Raw genomic sequence first — 21,163 nt, 5'->3', positions numbered from 1 at the left:
TCGGGACGTGAACAGATGGAACGGGCGATTGTTGCCTTTTTCATGCCTTGCGCACCCATCGAGCCTCGCCATCCTGCTGCCAGTAGGTGACGTCCAGGCCGCGGTCCTTGAGCGTCTTCCATGCGGCGCGGGCTTCGGCGCGCGCGGTTTCATCGGTACCGTCGAAGATCAGCACAAGACGCTCGTAACGCTCGGCATCGTCGGGTAGCGGTGCGCGATCGACCAGGAAGCGAACGGTGGCGCCGTTGGGTGTCTCCGGACCGGCGGCAAGGTAGATCGGCTGCAAAGCCGCATGGCCATCGGCGGCGGCGCCGTGCGGCAGGAAGGCCGCATCGTCGAAGGTCCAGAGGTGACTGTCGAGCGCGGCCAGTCGCTCCGGCGTTCCGGCTTCCACCACCACGCGCCAGCCGCGCTCGACCGACTTCTGCAGCAGGACCGGCAGAACCCGCTCAAGCGGCTGGCCGTCGAGATGGTAGAAAAGGGCCTCAGTCATCGATCATTTCGCCCAACGAGAACGGCCGACACCCGAGGTGTCGGCCGCGCTTCTTCTCAGCTCTCGAAGCGATTGCGGACCAGGCGGTCGAGCAGGCGCACGCCGAACCCCGAGGCCCAGGCCCGGTTGATGTCGGTCTCCGGGCTCGACATGGCGGTACCGGCGATGTCGAGATGCGCCCAGGGCGTTTCGCCGACGAAGCGCTTCAGGAACTGCGCCGCCGTGATCGAACCGGCATTGCGGCCGCCGGAGTTCTTCATGTCGGCGAAGCGGCTGTCGATCAGCTTGTCGTACTCCGGTCCCATCGGCATGCGCCACAGACGCTCGCCGGTATCCTCGCCGGCCTTGACGAGGTCGCCGGCCAACTGGTCGTCGTTGGAGAAGAGACCGGCCATCTGGGCGCCGAGCGCCACCACGATGGCGCCGGTGAGCGTGGCGAGGTTGATCATGAAGGCCGGCTTGAAGCGATCGGCCGCGTAGGTCAGCACGTCGGCAAGAACGAGACGGCCCTCGGCATCGGTGTTGACCACCTCGATGGTCTGTCCGGACAACGAGGTGAGAATGTCGCCGGGGCGGTAGGAGCCGCCGTCCGGCATGTTCTCGACAATGCCGAGCAGGCCGATGGCGTTGACCTTCGCCTTGCGGCCGGCCAGAGCCCGGAACAGGCCGGTGACGGCGGCCGCGCCGCCCATGTCGGCCTTCATGTCCTCCATGCCGGCGGCAGGCTTGATGGAGATGCCGCCCGAATCGAAGACGAGGCCCTTGCCGATGAACACGGCCGGCTTGTCTCCATCCTTGCCGCCGTTCCACTTCATGACCACGACGCGCGGCGGCCGGGCAGAGCCCTGAGCCACGGCGAGCAATGCGCCCATGCCGATCTTGCGGAGATCCTTTTCGCCGAGCACTTCCACTTCGACGCCCAGCTTCTTCAGCTTTTCGGCTTCTGCGGCGAACTCCTGCGGCCCGAGCGCGTTCGGCGCCTCATGGACGAGGTCGCGGGCGATCACGACGCCCTCGGCCACCGCTTCGACTTCGGCCCAGGCCTTCTTGAGCTTGCCGGCGTGCTCGGCGACGACGGTGACGGCAACGGGGCCGGCTGCCTCGTCCTTCTTCACCGTCTTGTACTTGTCGAACTCGTAGGCCCTGAGGCGCAGTCCCAGCAGGAACTCGGCGCCCAGTTCGGGGCTGAGCGGCCCGCCGGTTCCCTCAAGCACGATCGTCGCGGCCTTGGCCTTGAGCTCTTTCAGCTTGCCGTAGACCTGCCCGCCCAGCTTCAACGCCGCCGTCTCGTCGAATTCGGCCGCAGACCCGACACCAGCCAGAATCAGCCGACCGGCCGACAGCCCGGACGGGGCGAGAATGTCGAGAAACGAGCCGGGCTTGCCGGAAAAGCCGGTGGCCGCCACGGCTCGATCGAGACCGCCCGTCAACTGGTCGATCACGGCGCGTCCCATGGCGCCGGGCTTGTTGTCCGGATCGACGAAAACGACCAATACCGGGGCATCAGCCTCGAGAGACTTGGAGAAAGAAAGAGAGGGAGCAGCCGCCATGATATCTTCCTGATTGCCGGGCACCCATCAGCGGGTGCGGTCCGGACATGCCGGCCGAATGTGGCGCTTGATGGGAGCGAGAGCAAGACTGGAGTTTCATTCCACGCGGCCGCCACCGACGGACGTGAGGCCCGAACTCGAAAATTTACCCTTTTCGGGAAGGAAGAATTCACTATAGGGCTGCTAGCCTCGGCTGTCCTGCCCTCGGCAGGCTCGACATGGAACAACGATGCGGCGTTTCGGTACCTACCTTTTCTCGCAAACGCTCTATGCCTTCGTCGGCGTGATGATGACGCTTGCCGGCATTGCGTGGGTGACCCAGGCGCTTCGCCGTTTCGATCTGGTCACCGCCAAGGGCCAGGCCATAGCCGTCTATCTCGGCCTCACCATGCTCTCGATGCCGCGCGTTCTCGGCGTGGTGGCGCCGTTTGCGCTGGTCGTGGCTCTCGTCCTCGTGCTGCAACGCCTGCAGGCGGACAGCGGCATTGTCGCGATCACCGCGGCCGGCGTGTCGCAACGACGCTTCGCCCTACCCTTCCTTGCCGCGGCCCTGACGGTTGCCGCTTTCGTCGCCGCGCTGGCCTTCTGGATCAGTCCCACTTCTTCCCGGTCCGTCTACGACATGATGCAGACGGTGCGGGCGGACATCGTCGCCAACGTCATCCAGCCCGGACGCTTCACCCAGGTCGATGCCGGCCTGACCTTTCACATCCGCAACCGCGATGGGGACGGATCGCTGCTCGATCTGTTCATTCTCGACGATCGCAGCCCGGAGTTCTCCTATACCTATTCGGCCAAGCGCGGACGCGTTGCAGAGGTCATGGGCCGGTCCATGATCGTGATGGAACAGGGGACGGTCGAACGGAAAGCCAAGAGCAGCGGCGCCAACACCTTCGTCACCTTCGGCTCCTACGCCTTCGACCTCAGCCAGTTCGCCTCCAAGGCGGGCGATGCCAGCTACGGTCTGTCGGAGCGCACGCTCGGCGAGTTGTTGGAGATGCGCAAGACGGACGACGATCCGGAAATCATTCCCGAGATCATGAATCGCATCGCCGAGCCGATCTATCCATTGGCCCAAGCGCTCGCCGTGTTCCTCTTCCTCGGCTTTCCGACCAGCAATCGCCGGGGCCAGACGCTGCCGGTGACCATGGCGATCATCGTCGGCTCTGTGGTCCGCGTGCTCGGCTTCGCTGTCATGGGCATTTCCAAGGGATCGCCCGAAATTTCCTTCATGGCCGTTGTCGCGCCGACGCTCCTCGCGTTCGTCTTCGCGGTGATGATCGCCGTCGGCGTCCATCCGGTCGTTTCGACGAGCTTCGCCGACAGACTGATCGAACGCCTTCGGCGCGCGATATTCGCCCGGCAGGAGGCCGCCCGATGATCGGCCGGTCGCTCGCCAGCTATTTCACGATGCGGTTCGCCGGATGGATTCTTGGCGTTTTCGTCGGCATCTTCCTTCTGGTCTTCCTGATCGACGCGATCGAGCTGCTGCGCTCCACCGGGGGGCGCAACGACATCTCGGTGCCTCTCGTCATTGCCGCCTCGGCTCTGCGCGTGCCGGCGCTGATGGAGCAGGTCCTGCCCTTCGCGGTCCTGCTGGGTTCGATCGCCGCCTTCGTCACGCTGTCGCGCGGCTCGGAACTGATGATCGTCCGCGCGGCGGGGCTCTCGGTGTGGCAGTTCACCCTGCCTGCCCTCGCATTTGCCGTCGCGCTCGGTGTCGCGGCATCGACCATCTACAATCCGCTCGCCACGCTGGCCCGCAACCTGTCGAGCGACATTCTCGTCGGTTCGCGCGCGAGCGTCATGACGACGCTGCTGTCCGGATCGGCCACGCCGAGCTGGACGAGGCAGCGCACCGGAGACGGCAATGCCGTGCTGCATACCGAAGGCGTCTCGGACGGCGGACAAACGATCCTGCAGCCGGTCTTCTGGGTGTTCGGCGCCGACGGCATGCTCAGCGAACGGGTCGAAGCGCGAATCGGGCAGCTCGAGCCGGGGCAGTGGTCTCTCTCGGCCGTGACGGTGACCCGGAGCAGCGGCGTCCCGGAGCGCCACGACAGCTATTCTCTGCCGACCGAGCTGACTGCCGCGCAGGTGGCCGGCGGCCTCGGTTCGCCCGACAGCATCTCCTTCTGGCAGCTTCCCCGCGCCATCACCCAGGCGCGCGCCTCGTCGCTGCCGGCAAACAGATTCAGCCTTCAGTATCAATCGCTCCTGGCACGGCCGCTGCTGCTGGCGTCGATGGTGCTCATCGCCGCCACAGTGTCATTGGGATTTGCACGATATGGCGGTGGCGAGAAGATGATTCTCGGTGGCGTCGTCGCCGGCTTCGTGCTTTATGTCATCATCGAAGTTGCCCGTTCGCTGGGCAGCGAGGGGCTGGTGTCGCCGGTTCTTGCCGCGTGGGCGCCTTCGGTTGTGGCGATCTTGCTGGGTTCCACGGTTCTGTTGTTCCGCGAGGATGGGTGAGCGTGCGTAGATCTGTCGTATCGCAGGCATCGGAGCCGAGAGCCGCTGCGCGCCTATTGTGCGGCGTGGCGGTGTCTATTCTCGTTTTCCTGCCCGCCGGCGCCTTTGCCCAGTTCGTGACCGACACGTCCCTGACCGGCATGATCAGCTCGGCCAAGCAGCCGAGCAGTGACGAGAAGATGATGATCGAGGCCGATACGGTGGCCTACGACATGGACAGCGATTCGGTGACTGCGACCGGTCGCGTCGTCATCTACTATCTCAATCACGTGGTGGTCGCCGACGAGGTGGCGGTCGATCGCAAGAACAAGCGCGTGGCGGCCATCGGCCACGTCGAGATCACCGACCCCGCCGGAAACGTCGCCCGTGGCGACCGAATCGATCTCGACAACGACCTCGCCAACGGCGTCATGGAAGGGCTGGAGCTCGTCACGTCCGAGCGCGTCGCCTTCACGGCTCGAAACGCCGCGCGGAGCAAAGGCGACCTGACCGTCATGAACGACGGCACCTATCTTCCCTGCGTCGACTGCAACGGCGTGAAGGGCAAGAAGCCGATCTGGCAGATCAAGGCGAATCGCATTCTGCACAAGCAGAAGGAGCAGACGATCGTCTTCGAGAACGCCACCTTCGAATTTCTGGGCGTGCCGCTCGCCTGGGTGCCGGTGCTGTCCCAGCCCGACCCGTCGGTCAAGCAGAAGACCGGCCTCCTGATGCCAAGCGTCGAGCGCAGCAAGGCACTCGGTTACTCGGTGAAGGTGCCTTACTATGTGTCGCTCGATCCGAGCTACGGCCTGACGCTGACGCCGACCGTCTATTCCCGCCAGGGCCTGCTGTTTTCGGGCGAATGGCGGCAGCGGCTGGACAGCGGCCAATACTCGATCACGCTGTCCGGCATCCACCAGAATGCGCCCGAAGCCTTTGCAGGCCGGTCCGGCGACGAGCTTTGGCGCGGCTCCGTGGAATCGCAGGGCAGCTTCACGATCAACAGCAACTGGTCGTGGGGCTGGAACCTTGCCGTGGCGAGCGACACCACCTTCATGGACGATTACGGCCTCAAGTCCGGCAATTCGGACGTGGCGGTGAACGATATCTACCTGACCGGCGCACGCGGCAGAAATCGCTTCGACGCGGCGATGTACGGCTTCTTCGTGCAGCAGGAAGATTCGCAGACCTCGACACTGGCGCAGGATCGCGATCTTCAGGAGAAGCAGCCGTACGTCTACCCGGTGATCGACTACAAGGTCTACGCCAAGGACCCGATCTGGGGCGGCGAGGCCTCTCTTACGACCAACTTCACCAACCTTACCCGCACCAAGGACGACATCTACGAGATCGACAGCAACGGCAACGGCGTTCTGGATGCGGGCGAGAAGACCCGCATACGAGCCGCTGCCGGCACCTTCGATCGCCTCAGCATCGACGCCATGTGGCGCCGTCGCATGGTCGACCAGACCGGCGGCGTGACGACGCCTTTCCTTTACTTCCGTGGCGACGCCATTTTCTCCGACCCGCACAACAGCAGCGTCCTGCCGGAGACATCGAGCGGGATGCTGGTGCGCGGAATGCCTGCGGCCGGTTTGGAATATAGCTACCCGGTCGCCATCACCTCGCCGATTGGCAACCAGATCATCGAGCCGATCGCCCAGTTGATCGTTCGCCCGAACGAGCTGGAAGCGACCTATATTCCCAACGAAGATGCGCAGAGCCTCGTCTTCGACGCCAACAACCTGTTCGACTACGACAAGTTCTCCGGCTACGATCGTGTCGAGGGCGGAACTCGCGCCAACATCGGCGTCCGTTATTCGGGCTCGTTCAGCCACGGCTTCGGCGTCAGCGGCACCTTCGGTCAGTCGTTCCAACTGGCGGGCGTCAACTCCTTCGCCAAGGCGACCCAGTACAGCACGGGCTCCTACTCCGGTCTCGAGTCGGATGTTTCGGACTACGTCGCGGGGCTCAGCCTCAGCACGAAGACCGGCTTCCTGGCCAGCAGCGGCGTGCGGTTCGACAACGAGAATTTCGAGGTCAACCGCTTCGACGGCCAGATTCTCGGCATCGGCGGGCCGCTCACGGCCGCCCTGACCTACGCCTTTATCCGCTCGCAACCCGACCTCGGCATCGACGAAGATCGTTCGGAGCTGCAAGCCTCTGCCAGCCTTCGGCTGAACGAGAGCTGGCGGGTGTTCGGCTCGAGCCGCTACGACCTCATCGCCGACGAGTTCGTCCGACACGCGTTCGGCCTGGCCTATGATTCGGAAGAGTTCTCGGTCTCGTTCTCCTATTCGAACGACCTGACCACCAATCCGAGCGACCAGACCTTCTACCTCCGCGCGGGTTTCCGGACGCTGGGCGAGGTCGGCACCTCATTTGGCATCGACAATTAGTGCATCCGGTTGCCGTTCGCTCCAGATTTGGCGGACCATCGACTTGACAAAATCCGTTGGTAAATGCTCCGACGGTTCGAATGGCAACGGGTGGAGAAGGTAGACATGCACATCGTGACGATCGCAAGAAACATGCGGAGCGCGCTGCTGGCCGCAACCATTGCTGCGGTGGTCTCGATGTCGCCCGCCGGCTTCGCCGTGATCTCGCCCGTCCAGGCGGCAAGCACCATCAAGGTCGTGGTCAATGACCAGGCGATCACGACGATGGATGTTCAGGCGCGTGCCCGCCTGCTCCAGCTCGCCATGCATCTTCCGGCCGGAGCGGCCGCCAAGGCGGCCCAGGAAGAGCTGATCGACGAGCAGCTTCGCCTTCAGGAAGGCGCGCGACGCGGGGTCGTGGTCAGCGAGGACGCGGTGGTCGCCGCCCTGACCAGCATCGCATCGCGCTCGAAGATGACGCTTCCCCAGTTCGAAAAGGCGCTCAGCTCGGGCGGCGTGCCCATCAAGACCTTCAAGGACCGCATTCGTGCGCAAATGGTGTGGGGGCGCATCATACGGTCCAAGATCCAGCAGGACATCAAGGCGGAGTCCGCCGACCTGATCCAGCAGATGCGCAACCGCGAGAAAAACGCCGACGCCGTCACCGCCAACGACTACATGCTCCAGCGCGTGGTATTCGCCGTGCAGAGGAGCGCTTCCCCGGCCGTCGTCAGTCGCCGCAAGGCCGAAGCCGAGGCGCTGCGGGGCAAGTTCCGCAGCTGCAACGAAGGGCTCGCACTTGCCAGGGGCCTCAGAGAGGTGGCTGTCGTCAACGTCGGTCGCAAGCTGGCGAGCGAAGTGCCTCCGGCCTTGAAGGAAGCACTTGAGAAGACCGCCGAAGGCCGTCTGACGCCGCCGGAACGCTCCGACCTCGGCTTCGAGATGTATGCGATCTGCAGCAAGATCGCGGTGACCGGCGAAGCCGCCGTCGCAGCAGGGCTCGATGCCGAGGCGCTCGACAAGCGCGGCGAGGAAACCTCAAAGAAGCTCACCCAGGAGCTGCGGCAGAAAGCCAACATCATCTATCGCTGAGCAGGCCACATATGTCCGCCAACAAGCCGAGACTTCCTCTCGCCGTTTCGATCGGCGAGCCCGCGGGAATTGGAGCGGAGATCATCGCGAAAGCGTGGCTTCAAAGGCGGGAGAAGGAGCTGCCGCCCTTCTACGTGGTGGGTGATCCAGCTTTCGTGCGGAACCGCCTCGATCGCCTGGGCCTTGCGACGCCTCTCGTGGTGGCGACGCCGGAAACCGCATGCGATGTCTTCGCCGATGCCCTGCCGGTGTTCGACCTCGGACATCCGGTCGAAGATCGGCCCGGCGAGCTGTCGGGCGTGACGGCGGCGGCCACGATCGCCTCCATCGAGATGGCGGTCCGGCACATCCGCGGTGGTCTTGCCGCCGGCATCGTCACCGCACCGATCCAGAAGTCCAACCTCTATGCTGCCGGTTTCAAATTCCCAGGACATACCGAGTTCCTCGGCGAGCTTGCCCGCAGGCTGTGGCCCGATACTCCCCACGAGCCGATCATGATGCTGGCCGGGCCGGAACTCGCAACCGTTCCGGTCACAGTTCATATCGCTCTCCGCGACGTGCCGAAGACGCTGACCGGCGAGATGATCGTCAAGGCCGGCCGCATCGTCGACCGGGAGATGAAGACGAAGTTCGGCATCGCTCGACCGCGTCTTGCGGTGGCCGGGGTCAACCCCCACGCCGGCGAAGAGGGTGCCATGGGGCATGAGGACATGGAGATCGTCGCGCCCGCCGTCAGCGAGCTGCGCGCCGAAGGCGTCGACGCACGCGGGCCGCTGCCGTCCGACACCTTGTTCCATGCCGCCGCGCGCAAGACCTATGACGTGGTGCTCGCCATGTACCACGATCAGGCTCTGATACCGGTGAAGACCATCGCCTTCGACGAGACCGTCAATGTGACGCTCGGCCTGCCGTTCGTCCGCACGTCGCCCGACCACGGCACGGCGCTCGACATTGCGGGCCAAGGCGTCGCCGACCCGTCCAGCCTGATCGCAGCCTTCCGCATGGCCGGACGCATGGCGGCGATCGGAGCGACGGCATGAGCCAGATCGACGACCTGCCGCCGTTGCGCGACGTCATCGAGCGGCATGGTCTTTCAGCCCTGAAGAGCCTCGGGCAGAATTTCCTTCTCGACCTGAACCTGACCGCCCGCATCGCCCGCGCCGCCGGCAGTCTCGACGGTCGAACCGTCGTCGAGATCGGCCCAGGCCCCGGTGGACTGACGCGCGCCATTCTAGCGGCCGGCGCGGCGCATGTGCATGTCGTCGAGCGCGACCGACGGGCAATCGCCGCCCTTGAGGAAATTGCCGCCCATTACCCCGGTCGGCTGCACATCATCGAAGGTGACGCGCTTGAGGTGGACAGCGCCGCCCTTGGCGACGAGCCGCCGGTGATCATGGCCAACCTGCCCTACAACATTGCAACGCCGCTCCTCACCGGCTGGCTTTCGCCAGAGAGCTGGCCGCCGCGCTGGACGGCGATGGTGCTGATGTTCCAGAAGGAAGTGGCCGACCGCATCACGGCCACGGCCGGCGACGATGCCTATGGTCGCCTGGGCGTGCTCTGCGGCTGGCGGTCCTATGCCACGCAGATGTTCGACATTTCGCCCAAGGCTTTCGTGCCACCACCCAAGGTGACGTCGACGGTGGTGCATTTCGCTCCACGCCCCGAGCCCCTGCCCTGCGTTCAAGCCGACCTTGAGGCGGTCACCGCCGCCGCCTTCGGCCAACGCCGCAAGATGCTCAGGCAGAGCCTCAAGACCCTCGGCGTCGATCCACTTGCCCTTTGCGCCGCCGCAGGTATCGACCCGACGGCGCGCGCCGAGACGATCCCGGTCAGAGGATTCGTCGACATCGCCAACGCCTGGCGGGCGATGCGATAGGCATCAGGCCAGAAGCGTTCCGACGAAGCCTTCGATCCCCTCGGCCGCGCGCGAGCGACGGCTGCGCTCGGCGCGCAGGATGGCGGTGAGGTCGGCAAAGGCCGCGTCGAGATCGTCGTTGACCACCACATAGTCGAAGTTGGACCACTCGGCGATCTCGCGCCGGGCGTTGACCAGTCGCTTCTCGATCACCTCGGGCGCATCCTCGGCCCGGCGCGTGAGGCGCGAGCGAAGTTCGGCCATCGACGGCGGCAGAATGAACACCGAAACGACGTCGTCCGACATCTTCTCGCGGAGTTGCGCGGCGCCCTGCCAGTCGATGTCGAACAGCACGTCGCGGCCGGAGGCCAGGGCTTCCTCCACAGGTGCGTGGGGCGTGCCATAATAGTTGCCGTGCACCTCGGCCCACTCCAGGAGCTCACCGCCATCTCGCATCGACAGGAAGCGCTGCTGGGAGATGAAATGGTAGTGTACGCCGTTGATTTCGCTGGGGCGACGATCGCGCGTCGTCACCGAAACCGACAACGTCATGTCGCGGTCGGCTTCGAGAATGTTGCGCGACAGCGTGCCCTTGCCGGCGCCGGACGGCGAGGAAATGACGAACATGAGTCCGCGGCGGGGAAACCGAACGTGATCTGAAGCGACCATGATACTTACTCGACGTTCTGCACCTGCTCCTTGAACTGATCGACCACCGCCTTCAGGGCGAGGCCGATCCGCGTCAGGGCCGTGTCGTTGGACTTGGAGCACAGGGTATTGGATTCCCGGTTGAATTCCTGCGCCAGGAAATCGAGCCGGCGGCCGACGGCGGCATCGCTCGCCATCAGCTCCCGCGCCTGGGCGATATGGGCTTTGAGGCGGTCGATCTCCTCGCGAACATCGGCCCGCGTGGCGATCAGCGCCGCCTCGACGTGAAGGCGCTGCGGATCGATGTCTTCGCGCGCCAGCAGCACGGCGAGCTGCTCCTCAAGGCGATCGCGGATCGCTTCGGGCGTCCGGGCCGGCAGGGCCTCCGCCTCGGCGACGAGACGGGCAATCTCGTCGACCTGATCGCCCAGGATGCGGGACAGCGCCACGCCCTCGGCGGCACGCGAGGCCTGGAAATCGGCGAGCACCTTGCCGAAGGTCGAAACGAGCTCGGCCTCGAAGACCTTCGCGCTCTCTTCGTCAGGCGCCGCTTCGACCACCTCGACGACGCCACGCACGGCGAGAAGCCCGTCCAGCGACGCGTCGCGAATGCCGGGCGTTCCCGAAAGACGGCGCGCGGTGTCGATAAGGGTGGAAAGCAAGGCCTCGTCGATACGGAAGGTCTGGGTGGAGGTTTCGCGTGTCACCGTCAGATTGATCGACACGTTGCCGCGCGACAACGCCTCGGACGCCTTCCGTCGTACCGCCGCTTCCACCGCGTCGAAGCCGGGCGGCAGACGCAGCCGGAGGTCGAGACCTCGACCGTTCACGGCGCGCAATTCCCAGGCGAAGCGGTTGCCGGCCGCCGAGCCGTCGAGGCGGGCAAATCCTGTCATGCTGTTAAGCGGCATGGTCTCACCTCCAGTTCATGCCGGCTTTTACACCAGCGGGCCGAAGCGCCAAGGGAAAAAGTGGGACCAACCGCGCCAATGCGACGATCGTCTTCACAGCTCCCCGGTCGTGACATAGGTTCGGTCCCGGAACCAAGGGAGGAAGCCAATGGAATACCGTCTGCTCGGCCGCTCGGGCCTCAAGGTCTCGACGCTTACCATGGGCACCATGACGTTCGGTGGTAAGGGCGCCTTCGCCAAGGTCGGCGCCGTCGGCCTCTCGGAGGCGGCGCGGCTCGTGGATATCTGCATCGACGCCGGCGTCAATCTGATCGACACCGCCGATGTCTATTCGGAAGGCCTGTCCGAGGAGATCGTCGGCGATCTCATGCAGGAGCGCAAGGACAAGGACGTCCTCATCGCCACCAAGGTCCGCTTTCCGATGGGCGCCGGCCCCAATGATCGCGGTCTCAGCCGCCATCACATCGTCGCCGGTTGCGAAGCCAGCCTGCGCCGTCTCAAGATCGAGACCATCGATCTCTACCAGGTGCACCAGTGGGACGGGCTAACGCCGGTGGAAGAGTTCATGGAAGCGCTCGACAGCCTGGTGCGCGCCGGCAAGGTCCGCTACGTCGGCTGCTCCAACTTCTCGGCCTGGCACATAATGAAGGCTCTCGGCGCCGCGGCGGCGGAGCATCGCCAGCGCTTCGTGTCCCAGCAAATCCACTACACGCTCGAAGCGCGCGAAGCGGAATACGAACTGGTGCCGGTCTCGCTCGACCAAGGCCTCGGCATCCTGGTCTGGAGCCCGCTCGCCGGCGGCCTTCTGTCCGGCAAGCATCGTCGCAATGCCGCCGCGCCGGAGGGGACGCGCCAGCTCGCCGGCTGGACCGAACCGCCGATCCGCGACGAGGATCGTCTCTGGACCATCGTCGACACGCTGGTGGAGATCGCGGATGGGCGCGGCGTCAGCGCGGCCCAGGTGGCGCTTGCCTGGCTGCTGGGCCGGCCCGGCGTGACGTCGGTCGTCATCGGCGGCCGTACGGAAGCGCAGTTTGCCGACAACCTGAAGGCCGCCGATCTCCAGCTTTCCGAGGGCGAACGCAAGCGGCTCGACGAGGTGAGCGCCTTGCCGCTGCTCTATCCGTACTGGCATCAGTTCCAGACCGCCAGGGATCGCCTGGGACCGGCCGATCTCAGCCTGTTCGGGCTAACGCCCTGACCGGAGAAGACGACACCGCCGGTGAGGCTGGCTCACCGGCGGTGCAATGCAAACGAACCCTATGCGTCACTTCGCGCGCGGCGACGATGTGGATGCGCCGCGTATCAGCTCGATCGGGAGTTCGACCACGCGCCCACCGACATCGTCGGACTTGTCGCCAAGAATGAGCTCGACGGCCGCCTCGCCCTTGCCGATGGCCGGCTGATAAATGGTGGTGAGGGGAGGAATGGAGCTGGCCGCCTCCTCGATGCCGTCGAAACCGATCACCGAGAAGTCCTCGGGAACCTTGCGCCCCAGCGAGCGCAGGTAGGCAATAACATGGAGCGCCACGCGGTCGGAGGCGCAGACAAAGGCGGTGGTGTCCGGGTTGGCGGCGAGCACGGCATCGACACCGGCGCAGACGCCGTCGAACTCGGAGCCTGTCTCGAATACCGGTTGAGGTGGCAGGCCGGCAGCCCTGAATGCATCGCGGTAGCCTGTCAGGCGTCGACGCACCACCTCGAAGGAGGCCCGCTCGGCCCGGACATCGTCGACGAAGCCGACGCGCACTTCCTTCTCGGTCTCGAAGGTGAAGACGGCAAAATGCCGATGCCCCAGATCAAGCAGGTGCTGGGCCGCCTCGCGCGCACCGCGATAGTCATCGATCCGGACGACGTCGAAGCCGGGACCGACCGGGAAATCCACCGCCACGAACGGCAAGCCTCGCTTCTCGGCCAGTTCGACCAGCATGTTGCCTTCGTTGAGGCAGTTGAGAATGAAACCATCGACGAGAGCCGTTCGGATGTTCCAGGCGGCAATCTCATCGTCGACCGCCGACACCAGTGAAATGCCGGCGCCGCGCGCCTCGCAGGCCTTGGCAACGCCGGACAGGAACAGACGGGTATACTGATCGTCGAAAAAACAGTTGAGAGGCCCGACGGTCACGACCCCGATGGCGTTGACGCGGCCGGCTCTGAGCAGACGGCCACGCGGATCGGGACCGCGATAGCCCAGGGATTTCGCCGCCTCCTCGACCCGCTCGCGCAACTGTTCCGAAACCAGGCCGGGGCGGTTGAAGACGTTGGAAACCGTTCCCTGGCTGACACCGGCGGCGCGCGCCACGTCGGCAAGTTTCACGGTCTTGTTGTGCGGAGTTGAACTTTCACCCATCTGTCCGTCCGATGCGCCGGATAGCCGGCTGTACTGACGAGGGACAACGGCGTCTCTCTTCCTGAGATCGCAACCCAAATCCGCACGACGCCCACCGGTCAGGAACCGGCAAGCGTCGCCCGGAAGTCAGCCACCCATGCCCCCCGGCGAGTGGCCGACCGATCAGTTCCATTGATGCGACCGATCTCGTTGAAACGATATACGCAAAACCCTTGAGAACAACAAGAAACTTGCGCTTCAGAATCATTCGACAGGCCAAGGCCTAGCCGGGACAGGTGTTTTCAGCGCGTCTCCAGGCCGGATTCCTCCGGAAAAGAGCGCCAACTCTTCCCCGGAGGCGGGGCATCAGAGGATGAAACGGCTGAGGTCGGTGTTGTTTGCTAGATCTCCCAGAGCCGCCCTGACCGCCGCGCCGTCGACGGTGATCTCTTCGCCAGACCTGTCGGGGGCCGAGAAGGAGATGTCGTCGAGAATGCGCTCGAGCACGGTCTGCAGGCGCCGGGCGCCGATGTTCTCGACGGTGGCGTTGACGTGGACGGCGATCTCGGCGATGGCGTCGATGGCGTCGTCGGTGAAGGCGAGCGTCACGCCCTCCGTCTGCATCAGCGCCACATACTGCTTGATGAGGCTGGCCTGCGGCTCGGTCAGGATGCGGCGGAAATCGTCCTTGTCGAGCGGCTTCAGCTCGACGCGGATCGGCAGTCGCCCCTGAAGCTCGGGTAGAAGGTCCGACGGCTTGGCGACGTGGAAGGCGCCGGATGCGATGAACAGGATATGGTCGGTCTTCACCGAGCCGTGCTTCGTCGACACCGTCGTGCCTTCGATGAGCGGCAGAAGGTCGCGCTGCACGCCCTCGCGCGAAACCGATCCGTCGCGGCCGTCCTTGGCGCAGATCTTGTCGATCTCGTCGAGGAAGACGATGCCGTTGTTCTCGACCGACTCGATCGCCTCGGCGACGATCTTGTCCTGATCGATCAGCTTGTCGGCCTCCTCGGCGGTGAGCAGGTCGTGGCTGTCCTTGACGGAGACGCGGCGGGTCTTCTTCACGCCGCCCATCATCTTCTGCATCATCTCGGAGAGGTTGATCACCTGCCCGCCCGGCATGCCGGGGATCTCCATGCCGCCCGGACTACCGGTGGCGGTCAGCTCGACCTCGATTTCCCTGTCGTCGAGTTCGCCGGACCGCAGCTTCTTGCGGAAGGCATCACGCGTCGACGGACTGGACGAGGTGCCGACCAGCGCATCGAGCACCCGCTCCTCGGCGGCGAGATGGGCCTTCGCCTCGACGTCCTTGCGTCGTTGCGTCCGGACGAGCGAGATACCGACCTCGAGAAGATCGCGGACGATCTGCTCGACGTCACGGCCGACGTAGCCGATTTCGGTGAACTTGGTTGCCTCGACCTTGACGAAGGGCGCATTGGCGAGCCGGGCAAGGCGACGGGAGATTTCCGTCTTGCCGACGCCGGTGGGGCCGATCATCAGGATATTCTTGGGCAGCACCTCCTCGCGCAGCGAAGGATCGAGCTGAAGGCGGCGCCAGCGGTTGCGCAGCGCGATGGCGACGGCGCGCTTGGCGTCCTTCTGGCCGACGATATGGCGGTCGAGTTCGGAGACGATTTCGCGGGGCGAGAAATCGGGCATGGCTTTATCCTCGGGTGGAGCGATCCGGAGTGGCGCGCGGGGGCCAGCGATCCGGAGGGATGGAACTCAGGCCTTGGGAAGGCTTTCGACGACGACGTTCTCGTTGGTGTAGACACAGATGTCGGCGGCGATCTTCATCGCCTTGCGAGCGATGGTCTCGGCGTCGTGGCCGCTGTCGGAGAGCGCGCGCGCGGCAGCCAGAGCATAGGTGCCGCCCGAGCCGATGCCGGCGATGCCGCCCTCGGGCTCGAGCACGTCGCCCGTGCCGGTCAGAACCAGCGTCACATTGGCGTCGGCGACGATCATCATCGCCTCGAGGCGGCGAAGATAGCGGTCGGTACGCCAATCCTTGGCGAGTTCGACGCAGGCGCGCATCAACTGGCCGGGATACTGTTCCAGCTTGGCTTCCAGGCGCTCGAAGAGGGTGAAGGCGTCGGCGGTGGCGCCGGCAAAACCGGCGATCACGTCGCCCCGCCCGAGCGGCCGCACCTTGCGGGCCGTGTGCTTGATCACGGTGGCGCCGAGCGTGACCTGTCCATCGCCCGCGATCACCACCTTGCCGTCCTTGCGGACCGATACGATGGTGGTGCCGTACCAGGTGGACGGATTCGTGTGTTCCATCATCAGATGCTCCTTGTGGCAACGGCCAACCACCCGAAGCGTGGGAACCGTCCCTGAATGACGCCTTTATGTAGGACGGAAATGCCTTTATGCAACTTGCCTCTGGCAACGCCCACATCACGGTTCCGACACCGTTCCGACCCTCAGGAGATCGTCCGATGAAGCTCATGGCCTTCGGCCTCGGCTATAGCGCCAAGGCGGTGTTGCGCCGCCTCTCGCCCGAGCAAGCGGTCGGCACGACCCGTTCCGCGGCAAAGGCCGCCGCCTTGGCTCCACTCGCCGAAATGCGCCTTTTCGACGGATCGCCGGAGGCTGCCGAAGCGCTGAAGCCTGCCTTGTCCGGCGTCACGCACCTTCTCGTCTCCATCGCCCCCGCCGAGGGGCAAGACGGCGGCGACCGGGTGCTACCCGTGCTCGCCGAGGCGCTCGCCGCCGAGAAATCGCTCGTCTCCATCGCCTATCTCTCGACGGTCGGCGTCTATGGCGACCATGATGGCGCCTGGGTGGACGAGACGTCCGAATGCCGGCCGAGGAGCGCCCGGTCACTCGCCCGGGTGAAGGCGGAAAACGAGTGGCTGTCCTTCGGCGAAAAGGCCGGCGTACCGGTCGCCGTGCTGCGCCTTTCCGGCATTTACGGCCCCGGCCGCAATGGGCTCGTCAACCTTGCCGAAGGCAGCGCCCGGCGCCTCGTCAAGCCCGGACAGGTGTTCAACCGCATCCATGTCGAAGACATAGCCGCCGGCGTGGAGCGGGTTTTTGCGACAGGCGCCGGCGGCCTTTTCAACATCACGGACGACGAACCGGCGCCACCGCAGGATGTCGTCGCCTATGCCGCCGAACTCATGGGCGTGGAACCTCCGCCCGAGCAGGATTTCGAGACGGCGGACCTCTCCCCCATGGCCCGCAGCTTCTATGGCGAGAACAAGCGGGTGGCCAATCTCAAGAGCAAGTCCGAACTCGGGCTCGCCTATGCCTACCCGGACTACCGGACCGCCTTCGCGCGCATGTGGGCGGAGGGAACCTGGCGCTGAGCGAAAACGCCCCGTCACCAGCGGCGACGGGGCGGCTTCCGGCGATTTGAGAGCGATGATCAGGCGAGCGTTGCCGCTGCCTTCTGCAGCTTGTTGGCCGCCTCGTCGATCGATTGCGTCGAGCTGCTGATGTCGGCCAGCGCCTTGGCGATATCCTCGACGCCGCTCGCAGCGGTATGCATGCTGCCGGACATGTTCTGCGTCACCGCAGCCTGCTCTTCGACGGCCGTGGCGATCGACGAGGAGACCTCGTTGATGCGCGTGATGATGGCGGTGATGCCGTCGATGGACTGCACTGCCTTGGACGAGATGGTCTGCACCGCCGCGATCTCGCTGGCGATCTCTTCCGTCGCCTTCGAGGTCTGAGCGGCCAGCTGCTTCACTTCCTGCGCGACGACCGCGAAGCCCTTGCCCATTTCGCCGGCCCGCGCCGCTTCGATGGTGGCGTTCAGCGCCAGAAGGTTGGTCTGGCCGGCAATGGTGTTGATGAGCTCGACCACCTGGTCGATCTTCTGCGCCGCTGTCGCCAGACCAGACACCACCTGGGTGGCGGACTCGGCCTGCGTCACGGCCTCCTGCGAAACCGACAGCGCGACGCTCACCTGACGGCTGATTTCGCCGACGGACGACACGAGCTCCTCGGCGCCGGCCGCAACCGTCTGGACGTTCGAGGCGGTGATTCCCGCCGTCGAGTTGGCGCCCGCCGCCTCGGCGTTCGAACGGGCAATCATGTCGGCCACTTCGGCCAGTTCGCGGTTGATTTCGGCCTGAGCGGCTTGCCGCTTGCGCCGCCGTTCCATGACGGCGGTGATGTCGGTCGCGAACTTGGTGACGCGGACGAGCCGGCCGGTGCCGTCGAAGATCGGGTTGTAGGTCGCCTGCAGGAAAACGTCACGGTTTCCCTTGCCGATCCGGTGGAACTCGTCGGACTTGAACTGGCCGGCGCGAAGATCATCCCAGAATTTCTTGTAGGACGGGCTGTTGCGTTCCTCGGGCGTGACGAACATGGAATGATGCTTGCCGACGATGTCCGCGAGCTTGTAGCCGAGCGCCTTTTCGAAGTTCTCGTTGGCCTCGATGATCGTTCCGTCCGGTTCGAAGGAAATGACGGCCTGGGCACGGTTGATGGCGGCAATCTGCCCCTGGACCTTCACGTCCTCCAGCTTGCGATCGGTGACGTCGGTGGCGAACTTGACCACGCGGTAGACCTTGCCGGACTTGTCCAGCAGAGGATTGTATGTGCCCTGGATCCAGACCGAGCGACCTCCCTTAGCGATGCGGCGGAACTCGGCCGACATGAAGTGGCCGGACTGCAGTTCGCGCCAGAAAGCGGCATAGGCGGGGCTCTGGACCTCTGCGGGATCGACGAACAGGGAATGATGCTTGCCGACGATGTCGGCAAGTTCGTACCCCATGACCTTCAGGAAGTTGGCGTTCGCGGTCAGGATCTTTCCGGTCGGATCGAACTCGATGACCGCCAGGGAACGATCGAGAGCGGCAAGCACCGCAGCCTCATGACTTGAAAAGGGCCACATGATCCTCGCTCCTACCCTCTTTGCTGACCGGCATCACCAAATGCTTGCCTTCAAGAACAAAGAAAGCATGCAAGGTGCATACAGCGGCGACAACCTAGAACACATTGCGACCCGATGGCCGCCAAAACATCCATCCACCTTAATTAACTGAGCATTTATTGACGGAACGTTTAAACCGCGCGAATTCCCTATAAGTAAAATGCTCTACTTGAGGGTGCATATTCTTGATTCGCCTCGTTCTGAGCGTGACCAAGTCTTCCGACGACGGCCCACGAGCGACGCGGCGGCTTTCCACACGCCCAGGAGCCTCTTCGCCGCCTCCCGCCCATCGCAAACCTGTTCGGCGCCATGGGACTGGCATCCGTTCGTGGAGCCGTATAAGAAATGGGCGCATTTCAATCGCGGTGACCCCCAATGCTCAAAGCACGTGTCATCCCCTGTCTCGACGTCAAGGACGGCCGGGTGGTCAAGGGGGTCAACTTCGTCGACCTCATCGACGCCGGCGACCCGGTCGAGGCCGCCGCCGCCTATGATGCGGCCGGCGCCGACGAACTCTGTTTCCTGGACATCACCGCGAGCCACGAGAATCGCGGCACCATTCTCGATGTCGTTCGTCGTACGGCGGAGCGCTGCTTCATGCCGGTGACGGTGGGCGGCGGCGTCCGGTCCGTCGAAGACATCCGGGAACTGCTGCTGGCCGGCGCCGACAAGGCGTCGATCATGTCGGCCGCCGTCCGCGACCGCGATCTCGTTCGCCGCGCCTCGGAGAAGTTCGGCAACCAGTGCATCGTCGTCGCCATCGACGCCAAGCGCGTCAGCTCGGATGACGGCAAGGCGCGCTGGGAAGTGTTCACCCATGGCGGGCGACAGGCCACCGGCATCGATGCCGTCGAGTACGCGCAGGAAGTCGTCTCGCTCGGAGCCGGCGAGATCCTGCTTACCTCGATGGACCGCGACGGCACCAAGATCGGCTTCGACCTCGAGCTCACCCGCACCATTGCCGACGCGGTATCGGTGCCGGTCATCGCCTCGGGCGGCGTCGGCACGCTGGACCATCTCGTCGAGGGGATTCGCGACGGCCATGCCGGCGCGGTGCTCGCCGCCTCGATCTTTCACTTCGGTACCTTCACAATCGGCGAGGCCAAGGCGCATCTCGCCGCGGCCGGCGTTCCCGTCCGCCTCCAGGGATGATCGGCATGGCTGACAGCACCTTCACCCTCTCCGATCTCGAAACGATCGTCGCAGATCGCCTCAAGAACGGCGACGCCACCTCCTACACGCGCAAGCTGGCCGACAAGGGCATCGCCAAGGCGGCCCAGAAAGTCGGCGAGGAAGCCGTCGAGACGGTGATTGCCGCCGTGAACGGCGACGCCGACGCGCTGACCTACGAAAGCGCCGATCTCCTCTATCATCTCGTCGTGGTGCTGGCGCTGAAAGGCGTGCCACTCGACGAAGTGCTGGCCGAGCTCAAGCGCCGTACGGCCCAATCCGGCCTCCAGGAAAAGGCCAGCCGACCGGCCGACTGACCTCAAGACCATGGCACGCCGGCCGAGAAGCCGGCGGCCGTATCCCGCCATGTATCCGAGATCAGCGGATCGCCCGGGGCGATCCGGAGATGGTGACGAATGGAACAGTTCGTGCGGAAAGCGCTGTCGCCTTACGAAGTCTATACCCGCGCCGACTGGGCCGTACTCAGGGCCGGCATGCCCCTGACGCTGTCGCTCGACGACGTCATCCGCCTGCGCGCGCTCAACGACCCGGTGCAGCTCGACGAGGTGTCGGACATCTTCCTGCCGCTGTCGCGGCTCTTGTCGCTCTATGTCGAATCGGCGCAAACGCTGCATTCCTCGACGCGCCGCTTCTTCGGCCGCACCGATGCCAAGAAGCCGTTCATCATCGGCATCGCCGGGTCGGTGGCCGTTGGCAAGTCGACGACGGCGCGCATCCTGAGGGCAATGATGTCGCGTTGGCCATCGTCGCCGAAAGTGGACCTCGTCACGACGGACGGTTTCCTGTTTCCGAACGCCGTGCTGCGCGAGGAAGGCCTGATGGAGAAGAAGGGCTTTCCGGAGAGCTACGATCGGGCTGCCCTGCTCTCCTTCCTCACCGACATCAAGGCCGGCACGCCGAACGTCTGGGCGCCGGTCTATTCGCATCTCGTCTACGACATCGTGCCGGACGAACGCATCGTCGTCGACCAGCCGGACATCCTGATTCTGGAGGGCCTCAACGTCCTCCAGACCGGGAAGCTGCCGCGCGACGGGCGCGGCATCCCCTTCGTCTCCGACTTCTTCGACTTCTCGATCTACATCGACGCCGACGAAGCCGATCTCCAACGCTGGTATGTCGAGCGCTTCATGCGCCTGAGACAAACCGCCTTCCGCGATCCTCAGTCCTACTTCCGCCGCTATGCCGAGATCTCGGAGGAGGAAGCGCTGGACACCGCCGTCGGCCTCTGGACGCGCATCAACCTCGCCAATCTTCGCGAGAACATCCAGCCGACCCGCCTTCGGGCCGACCTCGTCCTGCGCAAGAGCACCAGTCATGCCATCGAGCAGGTGATGCTCAGGAAGCTGTGATATCGCTCGCGTCAGGTCTCGA

At 64.8% G+C, this 21,163-nt stretch carries 19 protein-coding genes; 11 read left to right on the top strand and 8 right to left on the bottom strand.

Annotation, left to right across the window (positions count from 1 at the left end; genetic code table 11):
• Positions 1–40 precede the first annotated feature (40 nt).
• On the bottom strand, positions 41–493 hold the full coding sequence (locus M4J39_RS00435; protein ID WP_251725562.1) for a DNA polymerase III subunit chi: 453 nt from the start codon (positions 491–493) through the stop codon (positions 41–43).
• A gap of 56 nt (positions 494–549) precedes the next feature.
• On the bottom strand, positions 550–2,043 hold the full coding sequence (locus tag M4J39_RS00430; protein WP_251725561.1) for a leucyl aminopeptidase: 1,494 nt from the start codon (positions 2,041–2,043) through the stop codon (positions 550–552).
• Between the two features lie 229 nt (positions 2,044–2,272).
• Between M4J39_RS00430 and M4J39_RS00425 the strand changes: the two genes are divergently transcribed.
• The 6 genes from M4J39_RS00425 to rsmA all read left to right on the top strand — a co-directional run bounded on the left by M4J39_RS00425 (position 2,273) and on the right by rsmA (position 9,846).
• On the top strand, positions 2,273–3,424 hold the full coding sequence (locus M4J39_RS00425; RefSeq protein WP_251725560.1) for an LptF/LptG family permease: 1,152 nt from the start codon (positions 2,273–2,275) through the stop codon (positions 3,422–3,424).
• Positions 3,421–4,515 carry an LPS export ABC transporter permease LptG gene (lptG, locus tag M4J39_RS00420; protein WP_251725559.1) on the top strand — a complete coding sequence of 365 codons (1,095 nt, stop codon included), beginning with the start codon at positions 3,421–3,423 and terminating at the stop codon, positions 4,513–4,515. The genes M4J39_RS00425 and lptG overlap by 4 nt, the downstream gene beginning before the upstream one ends.
• 71 nt (positions 4,516–4,586) lie before the next feature.
• Complete coding sequence (locus M4J39_RS00415; RefSeq protein WP_251725557.1) at positions 4,587–6,896, top strand: LPS assembly protein LptD; 2,310 nt, start codon at positions 4,587–4,589, stop codon at positions 6,894–6,896.
• Between the two features lie 105 nt (positions 6,897–7,001).
• Positions 7,002–7,967, top strand: a complete 966-nt coding sequence (locus M4J39_RS00410; protein ID WP_251725555.1) for a SurA N-terminal domain-containing protein — start codon at positions 7,002–7,004, stop codon at positions 7,965–7,967.
• A gap of 11 nt (positions 7,968–7,978) precedes the next feature.
• Positions 7,979–9,007 (top strand): 4-hydroxythreonine-4-phosphate dehydrogenase PdxA, encoded by a 1,029-nt coding sequence (gene pdxA, locus M4J39_RS00405; protein ID WP_251725553.1) that lies wholly within the window; start codon positions 7,979–7,981, stop codon positions 9,005–9,007.
• Positions 9,004–9,846: a 16S rRNA (adenine(1518)-N(6)/adenine(1519)-N(6))-dimethyltransferase RsmA gene (gene rsmA, locus M4J39_RS00400; RefSeq protein WP_251725550.1), complete on the top strand. Its 843-nt coding sequence runs from the start codon at positions 9,004–9,006 to the stop codon at positions 9,844–9,846. Before pdxA ends, rsmA begins: the two co-directional genes overlap by 4 nt.
• Before the next feature lie 3 nt (positions 9,847–9,849).
• Here the strand turns inward: rsmA and gmk are convergent, their stop codons facing one another.
• Positions 9,850–10,452 (bottom strand): guanylate kinase, encoded by a 603-nt coding sequence (gmk, locus tag M4J39_RS00395; RefSeq protein WP_371875357.1) that lies wholly within the window; start codon positions 10,450–10,452, stop codon positions 9,850–9,852.
• Positions 10,453–10,499: 47 nt separating this feature from the next.
• Positions 10,500–11,384 (bottom strand): YicC/YloC family endoribonuclease, encoded by an 885-nt coding sequence (locus M4J39_RS00390; protein WP_251725545.1) that lies wholly within the window; start codon positions 11,382–11,384, stop codon positions 10,500–10,502.
• A 148-nt stretch (positions 11,385–11,532) separates the two neighbouring features.
• On the opposite strand from M4J39_RS00390, the gene M4J39_RS00385 reads away from it, so the two are divergent.
• The gene (locus M4J39_RS00385; protein ID WP_251725542.1) at positions 11,533–12,585 is read left to right on the top strand and encodes an aldo/keto reductase; all 1,053 of its coding nucleotides are present in this window, start codon (positions 11,533–11,535) and stop codon (positions 12,583–12,585) included.
• A gap of 66 nt (positions 12,586–12,651) precedes the next feature.
• Here M4J39_RS00385 and M4J39_RS00380 read toward each other — a convergent pair whose 3' ends face one another.
• The 3 genes from M4J39_RS00380 to hslV form a co-directional block, all read right to left on the bottom strand.
• Complete coding sequence (locus tag M4J39_RS00380; protein ID WP_251725538.1) at positions 12,652–13,734, bottom strand: LacI family DNA-binding transcriptional regulator; 1,083 nt, start codon at positions 13,732–13,734, stop codon at positions 12,652–12,654.
• Positions 13,735–14,079: 345 nt separating this feature from the next.
• Positions 14,080–15,375, bottom strand: a complete 1,296-nt coding sequence (hslU, locus tag M4J39_RS00375; RefSeq protein ID WP_251725535.1) for an ATP-dependent protease ATPase subunit HslU — start codon at positions 15,373–15,375, stop codon at positions 14,080–14,082.
• A 66-nt stretch (positions 15,376–15,441) separates the two neighbouring features.
• Positions 15,442–15,996 (bottom strand): ATP-dependent protease subunit HslV, encoded by a 555-nt coding sequence (hslV, locus tag M4J39_RS00370; RefSeq protein ID WP_251726757.1) that lies wholly within the window; start codon positions 15,994–15,996, stop codon positions 15,442–15,444.
• A 158-nt stretch (positions 15,997–16,154) separates the two neighbouring features.
• Here hslV and M4J39_RS00365 point away from each other — a divergent pair, with 158 nt between their 5' ends.
• The gene (locus M4J39_RS00365) at positions 16,155–17,027 is read left to right on the top strand and encodes an SDR family oxidoreductase (protein WP_251725533.1); all 873 of its coding nucleotides are present in this window, start codon (positions 16,155–16,157) and stop codon (positions 17,025–17,027) included.
• A 59-nt stretch (positions 17,028–17,086) separates the two neighbouring features.
• Here the strand turns inward: M4J39_RS00365 and M4J39_RS00360 are convergent, their stop codons facing one another.
• Complete coding sequence (locus tag M4J39_RS00360) at positions 17,087–18,562, bottom strand: PAS domain-containing methyl-accepting chemotaxis protein (RefSeq protein WP_251725530.1); 1,476 nt, start codon at positions 18,560–18,562, stop codon at positions 17,087–17,089.
• A gap of 414 nt (positions 18,563–18,976) precedes the next feature.
• On the opposite strand from M4J39_RS00360, the gene hisF reads away from it, so the two are divergent.
• From hisF to coaA, 3 genes are all read left to right on the top strand, one after another.
• A complete protein-coding gene (hisF, locus tag M4J39_RS00355) occupies positions 18,977–19,753 on the top strand; it encodes an imidazole glycerol phosphate synthase subunit HisF (RefSeq protein ID WP_251725528.1) in 777 nt (258 codons plus the stop codon).
• A 5-nt stretch (positions 19,754–19,758) separates the two neighbouring features.
• Complete coding sequence (locus tag M4J39_RS00350) at positions 19,759–20,088, top strand: phosphoribosyl-ATP diphosphatase (protein WP_251725526.1); 330 nt, start codon at positions 19,759–19,761, stop codon at positions 20,086–20,088.
• A gap of 99 nt (positions 20,089–20,187) precedes the next feature.
• Positions 20,188–21,141 carry a type I pantothenate kinase gene (gene coaA, locus M4J39_RS00345; protein WP_251725523.1) on the top strand — a complete coding sequence of 318 codons (954 nt, stop codon included), beginning with the start codon at positions 20,188–20,190 and terminating at the stop codon, positions 21,139–21,141.
• Positions 21,142–21,163: the final 22 nt, after the last annotated feature.

This window comes from Pleomorphomonas sp. NRK KF1 (genome assembly GCF_023721755.1).
GTDB lineage: Bacteria > Pseudomonadota > Alphaproteobacteria > Rhizobiales > Pleomorphomonadaceae > Pleomorphomonas.
Note: the sequence above shows the minus strand (reverse complement) of the source record. Positions and strands in the feature narration are given on the sequence as shown.